The sequence below is a fragment of the Pseudomonas sp. S2_E02 genome, assembly GCF_054668355.1.
Map to the genome: position 1 here is coordinate 1,695,250 of NZ_CP162761.1, position 14,480 is coordinate 1,709,729.

At 61.0% G+C, this 14,480-nt stretch carries 14 protein-coding genes; 12 read left to right on the forward strand and 2 right to left on the reverse strand.

The window, feature by feature from the left end; genetic code table 11:
- Positions 1–102 precede the first annotated feature (102 nt).
- Positions 103–873 carry an AraC family transcriptional regulator gene (locus tag AB4O01_RS07615; RefSeq protein WP_093430807.1) on the reverse strand — a complete coding sequence of 257 codons (771 nt, stop codon included), beginning with the start codon at positions 871–873 and terminating at the stop codon, positions 103–105.
- Positions 874–1,104: 231 nt separating this feature from the next.
- Between AB4O01_RS07615 and AB4O01_RS07620 the strand changes: the two genes are divergently transcribed.
- The 7 genes from AB4O01_RS07620 to AB4O01_RS07650 all read left to right on the forward strand — a co-directional run bounded on the left by AB4O01_RS07620 (position 1,105) and on the right by AB4O01_RS07650 (position 9,555).
- On the forward strand, positions 1,105–2,730 hold the full coding sequence (locus AB4O01_RS07620; RefSeq protein WP_095047859.1) for an APC family permease: 1,626 nt from the start codon (positions 1,105–1,107) through the stop codon (positions 2,728–2,730).
- Between the two features lie 22 nt (positions 2,731–2,752).
- Complete coding sequence (locus tag AB4O01_RS07625; RefSeq protein ID WP_460091190.1) at positions 2,753–3,679, forward strand: 4-hydroxyproline epimerase; 927 nt, start codon at positions 2,753–2,755, stop codon at positions 3,677–3,679.
- A gap of 55 nt (positions 3,680–3,734) precedes the next feature.
- On the forward strand, positions 3,735–4,682 hold the full coding sequence (locus AB4O01_RS07630) for a dihydrodipicolinate synthase family protein (RefSeq protein WP_460091191.1): 948 nt from the start codon (positions 3,735–3,737) through the stop codon (positions 4,680–4,682).
- A 72-nt stretch (positions 4,683–4,754) separates the two neighbouring features.
- A complete protein-coding gene (locus tag AB4O01_RS07635; RefSeq protein WP_460091193.1) occupies positions 4,755–6,347 on the forward strand; it encodes an aldehyde dehydrogenase (NADP(+)) in 1,593 nt (530 codons plus the stop codon).
- Entirely contained in the window at positions 6,337–7,599 is a 1,263-nt protein-coding gene (locus AB4O01_RS07640; protein ID WP_460091194.1) for an NAD(P)/FAD-dependent oxidoreductase, read from the forward strand. The genes AB4O01_RS07635 and AB4O01_RS07640 overlap by 11 nt, the downstream gene beginning before the upstream one ends.
- 172 nt (positions 7,600–7,771) lie before the next feature.
- Positions 7,772–8,605 (forward strand): oxidoreductase, encoded by an 834-nt coding sequence (locus AB4O01_RS07645; protein ID WP_186624522.1) that lies wholly within the window; start codon positions 7,772–7,774, stop codon positions 8,603–8,605.
- An 11-nt stretch (positions 8,606–8,616) separates the two neighbouring features.
- The gene (locus AB4O01_RS07650) at positions 8,617–9,555 is read left to right on the forward strand and encodes an AraC family transcriptional regulator (RefSeq protein ID WP_460091195.1); all 939 of its coding nucleotides are present in this window, start codon (positions 8,617–8,619) and stop codon (positions 9,553–9,555) included.
- A 79-nt stretch (positions 9,556–9,634) separates the two neighbouring features.
- Here the strand turns inward: AB4O01_RS07650 and AB4O01_RS07655 are convergent, their stop codons facing one another.
- Entirely contained in the window at positions 9,635–10,561 is a 927-nt protein-coding gene (locus AB4O01_RS07655) for a Gfo/Idh/MocA family protein (protein WP_093430789.1), read from the reverse strand.
- 188 nt (positions 10,562–10,749) lie between these two features.
- Between AB4O01_RS07655 and AB4O01_RS07660 the strand changes: the two genes are divergently transcribed.
- The 5 genes from AB4O01_RS07660 (at position 10,750) to AB4O01_RS07680 (ending at position 14,415) form a co-directional block, all read left to right on the forward strand.
- A complete protein-coding gene (locus AB4O01_RS07660; RefSeq protein WP_093431666.1) occupies positions 10,750–11,799 on the forward strand; it encodes an NAD(P)-dependent alcohol dehydrogenase in 1,050 nt (349 codons plus the stop codon).
- Between the two features lie 123 nt (positions 11,800–11,922).
- The gene (locus tag AB4O01_RS07665) at positions 11,923–12,618 is read left to right on the forward strand and encodes a tRNA (adenine(22)-N(1))-methyltransferase (protein WP_302473220.1); all 696 of its coding nucleotides are present in this window, start codon (positions 11,923–11,925) and stop codon (positions 12,616–12,618) included.
- Positions 12,619–12,786: 168 nt separating this feature from the next.
- Entirely contained in the window at positions 12,787–13,002 is a 216-nt protein-coding gene (locus AB4O01_RS07670) for a tautomerase family protein (protein WP_007916028.1), read from the forward strand.
- Positions 12,999–13,655 (forward strand): DsbA family oxidoreductase, encoded by a 657-nt coding sequence (locus AB4O01_RS07675; RefSeq protein ID WP_460091197.1) that lies wholly within the window; start codon positions 12,999–13,001, stop codon positions 13,653–13,655. Before AB4O01_RS07670 ends, AB4O01_RS07675 begins: the two co-directional genes overlap by 4 nt.
- A gap of 49 nt (positions 13,656–13,704) precedes the next feature.
- A complete protein-coding gene (locus AB4O01_RS07680) occupies positions 13,705–14,415 on the forward strand; it encodes an SDR family NAD(P)-dependent oxidoreductase (protein WP_093430780.1) in 711 nt (236 codons plus the stop codon).
- Positions 14,416–14,480 lie beyond the last annotated feature (65 nt).

A 14,480-nucleotide genomic window follows, 5' to 3' on the forward strand; every position in this document is an offset into this window, starting at 1 on the left:
TCCTGTAGGATTTTCCTGACAAGCACCGCAGGTCGGCCCAGGCCGACGCAGGAGTTGCCGAAGGTTCGGCAGCGCCTGCATTGATCTTCAATGGTCACTTGATCAGGGTGAAGTGGCCTGCCGATACTCGCGTGGGGTAAACCCGGTCGACGCCTTGAACTGGCGCGTGAACGCGCTGTGATCGGTGTAGCCGCATTGCAGCGCCACGTCCGTTATCGGCAGGTCGGTGTGCAGCAATCGATGCGCGTGCTCCAGGCGTACTTTCTGGATCATCTGTCGTGGCGTCAGGTGGAATACCCGTTTGCAGTAACGCTCCAGTTGCGCCACGGAAATGCCAGCGATGCGGGTCAGTTCACCGAGGGTCACGCGGCGATTGAAATTCGCGCGAATATGCTCATCGACAGCCGCCAGCCGCTCGAATGCCGGGTGGGTTTCACTGGCCGATTGCAGATCCACCGAAATCCCCGCCAGACCGATAATCACCCCGTCACGGTTATACAGTGGCTGCTTGTGCGTCAGGCACCACCCCGGTTCGCGGCTGCCGTACAGATGCAGTTCGAGCTGATCCTCCAGCACAAAACCCTCCTCCAGCACCTTGCGATCCTGCTCGGTGTAGCCCGGCCCGAGTTGCGCCGGAAACACCTGCGCGCTGGTCTTGCCCAGTAACGGACGCAAATCCTTCAAGCCACAGCGCTGCACCAGCGTGCGGTTGGCAAGCACGTAACGGGCCTGCACATCCTTGATGAAAATCGCCGCATTGGGGATCACATCAAGCATCGGCAACAGCAGCGCCGCGCCGGCCAAGAGTTCCTCCAGTGTCTGCGGACGCTGGCCATTCATGCCTTGAGCCAGGATCGAAAACGCCTGCTGCATCAAAGATTCCCCTCGTAACGTGGACAGACCAAATGTCCGCCATGCGCCGTTCGCCCGCAGATTGCAGCATCGTTCGCGGCGTGTCGAGGGCCATATTTTATCGGCGTCATTGTGCTGATTTCGTCATCGAAGCCAGCAAAAAACATCAATCGCCGCGAGGTCGATGAGTTCAAAGTCTGGCCGTCCCAGTGACACAACTGCCTATCCAATAACTCACAAGAAGGCGATGCCATGTCAGGCCAAGGCAAGTTCAAAAAACAGCTTTCACTGATCGACCTCACATTTATCGGGCTGGGGGCGATCTTCGGTTCCGGCTGGTTGTTCGCGGCCAGTCATGTGTCCGCCATTGCCGGCCCGGCGGGGATTTTTTCCTGGCTGCTGGGCGGCTTCGCCGTGTTGTTGCTGGGCATCGTCTATTGCGAACTCGGCGCTGCACTGCCGCGTGCCGGCGGCGTGGTGCGTTATCCGGTTTACTCCCACGGGCCGCTGCTCGGCTACTTGATGGGCTTCATCACCCTGATTGCGTTTTCCAGTCTGGTCGCCATCGAAGTGGTCGCTTCGCGCCAATACGCAGCGGCGTGGTTTCCCGGCCTGTCCAAAGCTGGCACCGGCGATCCGACGATTCTCGGCTGGCTGGTGCAGTTCGGGCTGTTGTGCGTGTTCTTCCTGCTCAACTACCGCAGCGTGAAAACCTTCGCCAAGGCCAACAATCTGGTCAGCGTGTTCAAATTCATCGTGCCGTTGCTGGTGATCGGGGTGCTGTTCACCTTCTTCAAACCGGCCAACTTCGAGGTGCAAGGCTTTGCCCCGTTTGGCCTGTCCGGCGTCGAGATGGCCGTGTCGGCGGGTGGCATCATTTTCGCGTATCTGGGCCTGACGCCGATCATCTCGGTGGCCAGTGAAGTGAAGAATCCGCAGCGCACCATTCCCATTGCGTTGATCCTCTCGGTGCTGCTGTCGACACTGATTTACGTGCTGCTGCAAATGGCCTTTCTCGGCAGCATCCCGACGGAAATGCTCGCCAACGGCTGGGCCGGAATCAGCAAGGAATTTGCCCTGCCGTATCGCGACATCGCGCTGGCGCTGGGCGTGGGCTGGCTGGCGTATCTGGTGGTCGCCGACGCGGTGATCTCGCCGAGCGGCTGCGGCAACATCTACATGAACGCGACCCCGCGAGTGATCTATGGCTGGGCGCAGACCGGGACCTTCTTCAAGGTCTTCACCCACATCGATGAAAAGTCCGGCATCCCGCGCCCGGCGCTGTGGCTGACCTTCGCCCTGTCGGTGTTCTGGACGTTGCCGTTCCCTTCGTGGGAGGCGCTGATCAACGTGGTCTCCGCTGCGCTGGTGTTGAGCTACGCCGTGGCGCCGGTGTCGGTGGCTGCGCTGCGCCGCAATGCGCCGGACATGCCACGGCCGTTCCGGGTCAAGTGCATGGGCGTGCTCGGCCCGGTGTCGTTCATCATCGCCGCGCTGATCGTCTACTGGTCGGGCTGGAGCACCGTGTCGTGGCTGCTCGGTCTGCAGATCCTGATGTTCGTGGTCTACCTGCTCTGCGGTCGATTTGTACCAACCGCTCACCTGAATCTGGCCAGCCAAGTGCGTTCCTCGGCGTGGCTGATCGCCTTCTACGCGGTGACCATCGTGCTGTCGAAACTCGGCACCTTCGGTGGCCTCGGCATCCTTGCCCATCCATTCGACACCCTTGTCGTCGCGGCGTGTGCCACCGGCATTTACTACTGGGGCGCGGCGACCGGTGTACCGGCGCATCTGCTGCGCCTGGAAGAGGACGACGAGGACAGCGAAATCGCTGCCCCCGCCTCGACCGTCTCTGCGCGCCCTGCCGGCGCCTACTGAAATCATCCAACGGGACATGTTCATGAAACGAGTACACGTGATTGATTCCCACACCGGCGGTGAACCGACGCGCCTGGTAATGAACGGCTTCCCCGAGCTGCCCGGCACCAGCATGGTCGAGAAGCGCGATGCGCTGCGCACGCAACATGATCAATGGCGCCGCGCCTGCCTGCTGGAACCGCGCGGCAATGATGTGCTGGTCGGCGCGTTGTATTGCGAACCGGTCTCGGCGGACGCCACTTGCGGGGTGATCTTCTTCAACAACGCCGGCTACCTCGGCATGTGCGGCCACGGCACCATCGGCCTGATCAACTCGCTGCAGTACCTGGGGCAAATCGAACCGGGCGAGCACAAAATCGACACCCCGGTCGGCCCGGTCAGCGCCACGTTGCATGACGACGGAACCGTCACCCTGGGCAACGTCCCCGCTTATCGCCATCGCCGACAGGTGCCGGTGGATGTGCCGGGTTACGGCCGCGTGTTGGGCGACATCGCCTACGGCGGCAACTGGTTTTTCCTCGTTTCCGAGCACGGTCAGACGCTGACCATGGACAACGTCGAACACCTCACGGCGTACACCTGGGCCATGCTCAAGGCCCTCGAAGACCAAGGCATTTACGGCGAGGACGGCGCGGTGATCGATCACATCGAACTGTTCGCCGATGACGATCAGGCCGACAGCCGCAACTTCGTCATGTGCCCCGGCAAAGCCTACGACCGCTCCCCGTGCGGCACCGGCACCAGCGCCAAACTCGCCTGTCTGGCCGCCGACGACAAGCTGCAACCCGGCGCAACCTGGGTGCAGGCAAGCATCACCGGCAGCCAGTTCGAAGGTCGCTTCGAATGGCAAGGCGAACGCATCCGCCCGTACATCACCGGCCGCGCTTACATGACCGCCGACAGCACCTTGCTGATCGACGAAGCAGACCCGTTCGCGTGGGGCATCTGAACCGCCACGCTGACTTTTCACCTCAATTTGAATGATGTGCCAAGGAGTTAAAACAATGAGCGACAACATCTTCACCGGTTGCATGCCGGCCCTGATGACCCCGTGCACCGCCCAGCGCAAACCGGACTTCGATGCCTTGGTGGCCAAGGGTCGCGAGTTGATCGATATCGGCATGAGCGCCGTGGTGTATTGCGGCTCGATGGGTGACTGGCCGCTGCTGACCGAAGCCGAGCGTCAAGAAGGCGTGGCGCTTCTGGTCGCGGCAGGCATTCCGACGATCGTGGGCACTGGCGCGGTGAACTCACGCGAAGCGGTTTCCCACGCGGCCCATGCGGCGAAAGTCGGCGCGCAGGGTTTGATGGTGATTCCCCGCGTGCTGTCTCGCGGCGCTTCGGTCACCGCGCAAAAGGCCCATTTCGCCGCGATTCTGCAAGCCGCGCCAAATTTGCCGGCGGTGATCTACAACAGCCCTTACTACGGCTTTGCCACCCGCGCTGACCTGTTCTTCGAACTGCGCCGCGAGTACCCGAACCTGATCGGCTTCAAGGAATTCGGCGGTGGCGCCGACCTGCGTTACGCCGCCGAAAACATCACCTCCAAGGACGATGACGTGACCTTGATGGTCGGCGTCGACACGCAAGTGGTACACGGTTTCGTCAACTGCAACGCCACCGGCGCCATCACCGGTATCGGCAACGCCCTGCCCCGCGAGGTGCTGCAACTGGTCGCTCTGAGCAAGCAAGCGGCCAAAGGTGACGCCAAGGCCCGGCGTCAGGCGCGGGAACTGGAATCGGCGCTGGCGGTGCTGTCGTCGTTCGATGAAGGCTGCGACCTGGTGCTGTATTACAAGCACCTGATGGTGCTCAACGGCGACAAGGAATACACCCTGCATTTCAATGAAACCGATGCGTTGAGCGACTCGCAGCGGCGGTATGCCGAGAAGCAGTATTCGCTGTTCCGTCACTGGTACGAGAACTGGTCGGCGGAACAGAACTTCGCCTGATCACGTCCCCCTCACCTGCCGCGAAGCCTTGTGATTCGCGGCAGGCCTCCCTCTTTTTATCAGGAAGACACCATGACTTTGACGGGCCACATGCTGATCGGGCAGCACATGATTGCCGGCAATCGCAGCGCCATTCGCGGGATCAATCCGGCTACGAATGAAACGCTGGAACCGGCGTACGCCGGTGGAGCGGCCGAGCATGTCGAACAGGCCTGCGCGCTGGCCTGGGCAGCGTTCGATGTTTATCGCGAGACAACCCTGAATGTCCGCGCTGAATTCCTGCAATCCATTGCCGAAGAAATCGAAGGCCTCGGCGATGAACTGATCGACCGTGCCCACGCCGAAACCGGCCTGCCGCACGCGCGTCTGCTAGGTGAACGCGGGCGTACTTGCCAACAATTGAGAATGTTCGCTCGCACGGTCCGCGCCGGTGAATGGCTGGATGTGCGTGTCGATAGCGCGCAACCGCAACGTCAGCCGTTGCCGCGCGCCGATCTACGTCAACGGCAGATCGCGCTGGGGCCGGTCGCGGTGTTTGGCGCGAGCAATTTCCCGCTGGCGTTCTCCGTGGCCGGCGGTGACACCGCATCGGCGCTGGCCGCCGGTTGCCCAGTGATCGTCAAGGCGCACAGTGCGCATCCCGGCACCAGCGAACTGGTCGGCCGCGCCGTCGCTCGGGCGGTAAAAAACTGTGGTTTGCCGGAAGGCGTGTTCTCGTTGCTGTACGGTTCCGGCCGCGAAGTGGGCATTGCGCTGGTCACGGATCCACGGATTAACGCAGTGGGTTTCACCGGCTCGCGTAGCGGTGGTCTGGCGCTGATGCAAGCGGCGCAAGCGCGGCCCGAGCCGATTCCGGTGTACGCGGAAATGAGTTCGATCAATCCGGTGTTGCTGTTTCCGGCGGCGCTGGATAAACGCACGCAAGCATTGGCGGAAGGGTTTGTGGCTTCGCTGACATTAGGCGCGGGCCAGTTTTGCACCAATCCGGGCTTGGTGATTGCCTTGAAAGGACCGGCGTTGGACAAGTTCATCGCCGCCACCGCCGAGGTGATTCAACGCAGCCCCGCGCAGACGATGCTGACACCCGGCATCTTCAGCGCTTACGAGTCTGCCGTGAATGCACTGGCCGAAAATGCCGCTGCACGCATCACCGGCATCGGTCAGACCGGCAACGGCCCGAATCAATGCCAGGCCCATGTATTCGTGACCGAAGCCGCCGACTTTCTCGCCGATCAGCGCCTGCAAGCCGAAGCCTTCGGTGCGGCGGCGCTGATCGTGCAATGCGGCAGTGAAGCGGAAATTCGCCAGGTGACCGAACATCTGGAGGGCCAATTGACCGCGACACTGCATCTGGATGACCAAGACCTGCAACAGGCGCGTGCATTACTGCCGACGCTGGAACGCAAGGCCGGCCGGTTGCTGGTCAACGGCTGGCCAACCGGCGTCGAGGTGTGTGACGCGATGGTGCATGGCGGGCCTTTCCCGGCCACCTCCGACGCCCGCACGACTTCGGTCGGTACTGCGGCGATCCTGCGGTTCCTGCGCCCGGTGTGCTATCAGGACTTCCCGGACAGCTTGTTGCCTACCGCACTGAAACAGGCCAATCCGCTGCAATTGCGCCGTCTGCTCGATGGCCAAAGGGAAGCGCAGCACCATGGCGAATAACGGCTCCCACGACATCGCCGTGGTCGGCGCCGGCATCATCGGCGTCGCCTGCGCACTGCGTCTGGCTCGCCAAGGGTTGCGCGTGGTCGTGATCGATCAGCAGCAAGCCGGCCACGGCGCCTCGTTCGGCAACGCCGGGCATCTGGCGACCGAGCAGGTATTTCCGATTGCCGACGTGTCCATCCTCAAGCGCCTGCCGGCCATGCTGATGGACCCGATGGGGCCGTTGCGACTGGACTGGAAATACCTGCCGCGCGCCCTGCCATGGTTCACCCGCCTGCTGCTGAATCTGCGCCCGGTGTCTTTTCAGAACACCGTGGCGGGTTTGCGCGCGCTCAATGAAAACAGCCTGGACGCCTGGCAGCGCTTGCTCGCCGACATCCAGAGGCCGGACTTGCTGAAGATCGATGGTTCGCTGCTGGTGTTCGAACGCCCCGAATCGCGTCAGGCCATCCAGGCATTACAGGCTCGCCTGCATCAGCAGCAGGTACCGGTCGATTACTGGCAGGCCGGCGCCATCCGCGAAACCGCGCCGCAACTCAGTGAACAGATCCAGGGCGGTTTGTTCTTTCCACGCACCGGGCACTTTATCGATCCCTTCCGCGTGGTGTGCGAACTGGTCGAAGCGGCCAAGGCCAGCGGCGTGAGTTTTGTCCAGCAACAGGTTCAGGGCGGCTACGTGCAGGAGCACGGGGTTACGCTGACCACTGGCAATGGCGGCCTGACTGCAAGCCGCGTCCTGATCGCCTGCGGCGCACATTCAGCAAAACTCACCGCAGCCCTCACCGGCAAAAAAGTCCCACTGGACACCGAGCGCGGCTATCACCTGATGCTGCCGCAGGAACACGACCGACTGCCCTTCCCCGTGACCTCGCTGGAGCGCAAATTCATCATGACGCCAATGTCCGAAGGGTTGCGCCTGGCTGGCACGGTTGAATTCGCCGGACTGGAGAAACCACCGAACATGGAGCGTGCGTGGCAATTGCACCGGTTGAGTCAGGGCTTGTTTCGCCAGGATCTGAATGCTGAAGCAGCGACGCCGTGGATGGGTTTTCGACCGTCATTGCCCGATTCATTACCGGTGATTGATCAGGTGTGCGGGGGCAAGGTGTTGCTTGCTTTTGGGCATCAGCATCTGGGGCTGACGCAGGCGGCGGTGACGGCGGAGATGGTGGTGCGGATGGCGGGCCTGTACGCCTTCCCGGCAACGGCATTGCCGAGTGGCGAGCCCTATAGGTTGGCGCGTTTCTGACGGCACTGATCTGCAAGTTCGACGGTGAGCGAGCGTAGCTGCGTTGCCGCCGTTTTTTTTCAACATCAAGAGCGCCCGATAGGAATAGGCAATGCTCGAAGATAAACCGGCATAGGTGCCCCGTTTGCTGATCGCTACCATGGACTCAGACCTGACCCAATGGGAGCTCGACATGACTCACGCTAAAACCCTGTTCATCACCGGCGTCAGCAGCGGTTTCGGCCATGCGCTGGCCAATGAAGCCATTGCCAACGGCCACCGTGTCATCGGCACTGTGCGCAATGAAACCGACCTGAAAAACTTCCAGGCACTGTCCCCGGACAACGCTTACGGGGTGGTGCTGGACGTCACTGATTTCGAGCGGATCGACAGCGTCGTTATGCAGGTCGAAGCCACTCACGGTCCCGTCGACGTTTTGGTCAACAACGCCGGATATGGCCACGAAGGCATTTGCGAAGAATCACCGCTGCAAGACATGCGTCATCAATTCGACGTCAACGTGTTCGGCGCGGTGGCGGTGATCAAAGCGTTTCTGCCCTTCTTTCGCCAGCGTCGTGCGGGGCACATCCTCAATATCACCTCCATGGGTGGCACCATTACCATGCCGGGCATCGCTTACTACTGCGGTAGCAAATTTGCGCTCGAAGGGATCTCCGATACCCTGAGCAAGGAGCTGCAGCCGTTCAACATCTTCGTCACTGCCGTCGCACCGGGTTCGTTCCGCACGGATTGGGCGGGCCGTTCGATGCAACGCACCGCGCGCAGCATTGCCGACTATGACGCCAGTTTCGATCCGATCCGCAAAGCCCGCGAAGAGAAAAGCGGCAAGCAACTCGGCGACCCGCAAAAGGCTGCCCAAGCGATGCTGCAGATCATCGCCAGCCCGACACCACCGGCCCATTTGCTATTGGGCAGTGACGCCTTGCGTCTGGTCCGTGACAAACTGAAAAATGCTGCCAGCGAGATTGACCAATGGGAAGCGCTGAGCCGGTCCACCGATCATTGAGAGAGGATGTGATGACGCAGGTCGATGCAGGCACCGCGCGCATGGTGCAGCTCATGAAAGCCCTCGCACCGATCGAGGGCTACAACCTCAGCGCCCTCGGAGGCGTGCGCTTCCTGCGTTCGAATCGCCCCCTGACGCGCACCCCGGTGCTGTATGACCCCGGCATCGTGATTCTCTGCCAGGGCCGCAAACGCGGCTATCTGGGAGAGGACACCTACGTCTATGACGCCCAGCACTATCTGGTGGTCTCGGTGCCGATCCCCTTCACCATGGAGACCGATGCCACTGAGACCGAGCCGATGCTCGCGATCTACATGCACCTCGATTTCCAGTTGGCCAGCGAGTTGATGCTGCAAGTGGATGACGTGCATGGCCCAAGCGATGCCCCGCCCAAAGGTATGTATGCCTCGCCGATGGACGCTTCACTGCGGGCAACCACCCTGCGTTTTCTGGAAGCGATGAGCGTTGCCGGCGAAGCGCAAATCCTCGGGCCGGCACTGTTGCGGGAAATCTATTACCGCATCCTTACCGGTGAGCAAGGTGGCTCCATGCGCGCCGCGCTCAACCGACAGGGACATTTCGGCAAAGTGACCCGTGCGATCCGCAAGATCCATAGTTGTTATCAGCAGCGACTCGACGTCGAGCAACTGGCCCATGAAGCGAGCATGAGCGTGCCGAACTTCCACCTGCACTTTCGCAGCGTGACCGACACCTCACCCATGCAGTATTTGAAGTCGACGCGTTTGCATCAGGCGCGCCTGTTGATGTTGCGCCAGGCCATGAGTGCCTCGGCAGCCGCCTTCAACGTTGGCTATGAAAGTGCTTCGCAATTCAGTCGTGAGTTCAAACGCTTCTTCGGCAGAACGCCACAGGCAGAGATCGAATGGATGAAGGCAACGTATGCACTGCCATTGCCAACCACACCGTCGGAGTATGTTTCGTCGCATTGACGGTCACGCCACAAACGAAAAGCCTGCTTTTCAGGGCAGGCTTTTTTCGTTGTGTGTAGCGGTGAGCGCTGAAGGTGCACTAGTCGTAAAACGCCTCAACCAACACCCGACTGCCGACAAAGAAACTGTCCGCCACCAAGCGCAACGGCTGCACATCCAGGTCACTGGCCTTGTCGCCAATCAACTGCTGAAAATGCCGATACACCGCTGCGTACTCACCCTCCTCCGACACCGCTTGGCGCACACCGTCGATGCTCAACAACGCGCCGCCGTTATCCAGGCGCAACACGCCTTCAGCGCAACGCACCTCGATGCTCCACAGCTCATCATGCCCATGGTCAAAATCAAACTCTGCGCGCACATCGAGGCAGCGCGGGTCGGACATTTTGATCGACGCGGCAATTGGCGACTGGCAGTTGCTCGGTACGCGCAGTTCAGCCGATTCGACAAACAACGGCAGCGCCAGCAAATGAGTGACGATCGACAAGGCATTGATGCCCGGATCGAATACGCCGAGGCCGCCGGGTTGCCAGATCCAGGCCTGACCGGGGTGCCATTTGCGCACGTCTTCTTTCCAGTCGATCTGCACGCTTTGCAGGGTGCGCGAGGCGAGCCAGTCGCGGGCGGCTTCGATGCCGGGCGCGTAGCGTGAGTGCCACGCAAACAAGGCGCTGACGCCCTGCCCGGCAGCCTGATCGACCAGCGCCAGCGCCTCGCCCAAGGTGGCGCACGGCGGTTTTTCCACCAGCACGTGTTTGCCGGCGGCCAGTGCCTGCTGCACCAGCGCAAAACGACCTTGCGGCGGCGTGCAGAAGGCAATCGCATCCACCGGCGGACCGTTTTCCAACAACTCGCTCAAGGACTGGAAGTTCTCCACGCCCGCGCAGGGTTTGCCTTGAGTGGCGACGGAGACCAAGTGGAAAGCGGGATTGGCGTTGATCGCCGGGACGTGTTGATCCTGGGCGATCTTGCCGTAGCCCACCAGACCGAGACGGATTGGTTGCATCAATGACTCCTGTTTTGATTTTGTTGTCGTCAGTGAACCGGGAGATTACCTGCAAACGCCACGAGCGTCTGTCCGCGCAATGTCACAACGACGCACAGGATCAGGCAAGGATTGCACAGGAATGCACTACTGCCCGCAGCGCTGAACAAGCAACAATGCCTTACGACAAACCGATTGAGGATGTTCCCATGCTTGTTCAAGCCTACGGTGCCCACGCTGGCGACAAACCCCTTGAGCCGATGCAGATCAACCGCCGCGCGCCGGCCGCCCATGATGTGCAGATCGACATCGCGTTCTGTGGTATCTGCCATTCCGACCTGCACCAGGTACGGGCGGAATGGGCCGGTACGCAGTTCCCGTGCGTACCGGGGCACGAAATTGTCGGTCGCGTTTCGGCCGTCGGCGCGCATGTCGCCGATTTCAAGGTCGGTGATCTGGTCGGCGTCGGTTGCATCGTCGACAGCTGCAAACATTGCGATGACTGCGAAAGCGGGCTGGAAAACTACTGCGACGGCATGATCGGCACCTACAACTTCCCGACCCCGGATGCACCGGGCTGGACGCTGGGCGGCTACTCGCAAAACATCGTCGTGCATGAACGCTACGTGCTGCGCATCCGTCATCCCGAAGCGCAACTGGCCGCCGTCGCACCGCTGCTGTGTGCCGGCATCACCACCTACTCGCCGTTGCGCCACTGGAACGCTGGCCCGGGCAAAAAAGTCGGTGTGGTCGGCATCGGCGGCCTCGGCCACATGGGCATCAAACTGGCCCACGCCCTAGGCGCCCACGTTGTGGCCTTCACCACCTCCGAATCCAAACGCGAAGCGGCCAAAGCGCTGGGTGCCGATGAAGTGGTGGTGTCGCGCAATGCCGAAGAAATGGCCGCCCACGCCAAGAGTTTCGACTTGATCCTCAACACCGTCGCCGCGCCGCACGATCTCGACGCATTCCTCGTGCTGCTCAAGCGAGATGGTGCGTTGACGCTGGTGGGTGCGCCGGCCACCTCGCACCCTTCGCCGAACGTGTTCAATCTGATCATGAAGCGCCGCACGATTGCCGGCTCGATGATCGGCGGCATTCCGGAAACCCAGGAGATGCTGGATTTCTGCGCCGAGCACGGCATCGTTTCCGACATCGAACTGATCCGCGCCGACCAGATCAACGACGCCTACGAGCGCATGCTCAAGGGTGATGTGAAGTATCGTTTCGTGATCGATAACGCAACGTTGGCCGGCTAAGCCTCAGCGCCCATTGGCCATTAAGTGCGGCCAATGGGCCATTGAATTCCGTCGCCGGGATTTGACAGGCCCGGCGTTGCTCGCCAGAGTCGCACCCCTTTGCCTGCCATCAAGGGGTTGCCGTTGAACGAACAGACATTGTCCATGCGCCTCGAGCGCGTGGCTGCCCACGTACCTGCCGGTGCGCGACTGGCCGATATCGGCTCGGATCACGGCTATCTGCCGGTGGCGCTGATGCGTCGTGGCTCGATCACTGCGGCCGTGGCTGGCGAGGTTGCGGCGACGCCGTTCCAAGCGGCTGAACGCACCGTGCGCGAGAACGATCTGCAACAGCACATCAGCGTACGCCGGGCCGATGGTTTGGCAGCAATCAAACCTGACGACGGCATCACCGCCGTCAGCGTCTGCGGCATGGGCGGCGAAACCATCCGCGACATCCTCGACAGCGGCAAGGCTCACCTCAGCGGCCAGGAACGTCTGATCCTGCAGCCCAACGGCGGTGAACAACCCCTGCGCCAGTGGCTGATGGAAAACGGCTACCGCATCCTCAGCGAAGAAGTGCTGCGGGAAAACCGCTTCGACTACGAAATCATCGTCGCCGAACGCGCCGAACCGGTGAGCTATTCCGACCAGGAACTGTACTTCGGCCCCTTGCACCTTCAGACCCGCAGCCCCGCATTCCTGACCAAGTGGCAGCACAAACTCCGCCACAAGCAAAAGACCCTGAGCCATCTCGCTCGCGTGCAGCACAATCTGCCTGAGCAAAAGCTGCAGGACATCACCCGACAAGCACGCTGGATCAACGAACTGCTGGCCTGAGCGCCAGCGTTTCGCGCCAGGATCACCTGAGTCCTCACGCCCTCATTTGATACACCACATCACAAATGATGTACCTCAAGCCCCATTTATCAATTCCAGCCCTCCCCCTAAAGTCCTCTCCAACAGCCGCCCATCACTCCGACGGGCCAGCGACTGGAGATACCCCAAATGCCTTTCATCAGCGTACGTATCACCCGTGACGGCGTGACCCGGGAGCAGAAAGCCCAGGTCATCAAGGAAATCACCGAAACGATGGAGCGGGTACTGCACAAGGATCCGAAACTCACCCACATCGTGATCGAAGAAGTCGACACCGATAACTGGGGTTATGCCGGCATCACCACCACCGAGTATCGCCAGCAGTTGGCGGACTCGCAGTCATGAGCCGAGCCGTGAAAATCGATTTCGTCTCGGATGTCGTTTGCCCCTGGTGCGCGTTGGGCGCCACCGCTCTGGAGCAAGCGATCCGCAACCTGGCAGGCGAAGTCGACGTGGAGCTGACCTACAAACCGTTCGAACTGAATCCGGACATGTCCGCCGAAGGTGAACACGCCATCGAACACATGATGCGCAAATACGGACGCAGCGCCGAGCAAGTGGCGGACCGCAACGCGATGATCGTCGAGCGCGGCGAGCAGATCGGTTTTCACTTCGACCTGGAAAAACGCAGCCATTTCCACAACACCTTCGACGCCCATCGACTGCTGTTCTGGGCCGCCACACAAGGACGTCAGCGTGAGTTGAAGCAGGCGTTGCTCAAGGCCTACTTCACTGACGGCAAGAATCCGAATGACCACGCCACGCTGGTGACACTGGCAGAAGCAGTCGGACTCGATGGCCAGCGTGCGCAAGCGCTTCTGGCCACCGCTGAGTTCAGCCAGGCAGTGCGCGAACTCGAACGGTTTTATCAGCAACGCGGCATCGATTCGGTTCCGGCCATGGTCATCGATAACAAACAGGTCATCCCCGGTTCCCAATCCGTTGCTTATTACGAGCAAGCGCTACGTCAGGCAGCACAGGTTGCGGCTCACGCCTGACCTTCGAAATCCGTTTATTCAAACCATCCAGATTGCATGAGGAAACATCATGAGCACGTCCAAGAAAGTTGTTGTGATTACCGGCGCCTCGCAAGGCATTGGCGCAGGCCTGGTCAAGGGATTCCGTGAGCGCGGCTATCAGGTTGTCGCGACCTCGCGCTCGATCAAGCCTTCCTCTGACCCGGACATTCTCGCCGTCGCCGGAGACATCGCCGACCCGCAAACCGCCGAGCGCGTGATCCGTGAAGCCGTTGCACGTTTCGGACGTATCGACACATTGGTCAACAACGCCGGGATCTTCGTCGCCAAGCCTTTCACTGAATACAGCCAGGAAGACTACGCACAAGTGGTGGCGACCAACATGAGCGGCTTCTTCCATATCTCGCAACTGGCGATTGCCGAAATGGAGAAAAACGCCAGCGGCCATATTGTCAGCGTCACCACCAGCCTGGTCGACCACGCGATTGACGGCGTGCCGTCGGTGCTCGCTTCGCTGACCAAGGGTGGCATCAACGCGGCGACCAAGTCTCTGGCCATCGAGTACGCCAAGCGCGGCATTCGGGTCAACGCGGTATCGCCCGGCATCATCAAAACGCCGATGCACGGCGAAGAAACTCACGCCGCCCTCGGCAGCCTGCACCCGGTCGGGCATATGGGTGAGATCGATGACATCGTGCAAGCGATCCTCTACCTGGACAGCGCGAACTTCGTCACTGGCGAAATCCTCCATGTCGACGGTGGTCAAAGCGCTGGCCATTGATACCTCCCTGCTGCATCGTCGGTGTGTACCGGCGGTGCCGCTTCATGAGATAAGCCTGAAGATGA

Bases quoted from the DNA above. Each gene is read 5' to 3' on its own strand.
- AB4O01_RS07680 (WP_093430780.1), top strand. From the start codon at position 13,705: ATGAGCACGTCCAAGAAAGTTGTTGTGATTACCGGCGCCTCGCAAGGC.
- AB4O01_RS07660 (WP_093431666.1), top strand. From the start codon at position 10,750: ATGCTTGTTCAAGCCTACGGTGCCCACGCTGGCGACAAACCCCTTGAG.
- AB4O01_RS07635 (WP_460091193.1), top strand. From the start codon at position 4,755: ATGACTTTGACGGGCCACATGCTGATCGGGCAGCACATGATTGCCGGC.
- AB4O01_RS07675 (WP_460091197.1), top strand. From the start codon at position 12,999: ATGAGCCGAGCCGTGAAAATCGATTTCGTCTCGGATGTCGTTTGCCCC.
- AB4O01_RS07650 (WP_460091195.1), top strand. From the start codon at position 8,617: ATGACGCAGGTCGATGCAGGCACCGCGCGCATGGTGCAGCTCATGAAA.
- AB4O01_RS07625 (WP_460091190.1), top strand. From the start codon at position 2,753: ATGAAACGAGTACACGTGATTGATTCCCACACCGGCGGTGAACCGACG.
- AB4O01_RS07655 (WP_093430789.1), bottom strand. From the start codon at position 10,561: ATGCAACCAATCCGTCTCGGTCTGGTGGGCTACGGCAAGATCGCCCAG.
- AB4O01_RS07645 (WP_186624522.1), top strand. From the start codon at position 7,772: ATGACTCACGCTAAAACCCTGTTCATCACCGGCGTCAGCAGCGGTTTC.
- AB4O01_RS07670 (WP_007916028.1), top strand. From the start codon at position 12,787: ATGCCTTTCATCAGCGTACGTATCACCCGTGACGGCGTGACCCGGGAG.
- AB4O01_RS07620 (WP_095047859.1), top strand. From the start codon at position 1,105: ATGTCAGGCCAAGGCAAGTTCAAAAAACAGCTTTCACTGATCGACCTC.
- AB4O01_RS07615 (WP_093430807.1), bottom strand. From the start codon at position 873: ATGCAGCAGGCGTTTTCGATCCTGGCTCAAGGCATGAATGGCCAGCGT.
- AB4O01_RS07630 (WP_460091191.1), top strand. From the start codon at position 3,735: ATGAGCGACAACATCTTCACCGGTTGCATGCCGGCCCTGATGACCCCG.
- AB4O01_RS07640 (WP_460091194.1), top strand. From the start codon at position 6,337: ATGGCGAATAACGGCTCCCACGACATCGCCGTGGTCGGCGCCGGCATC.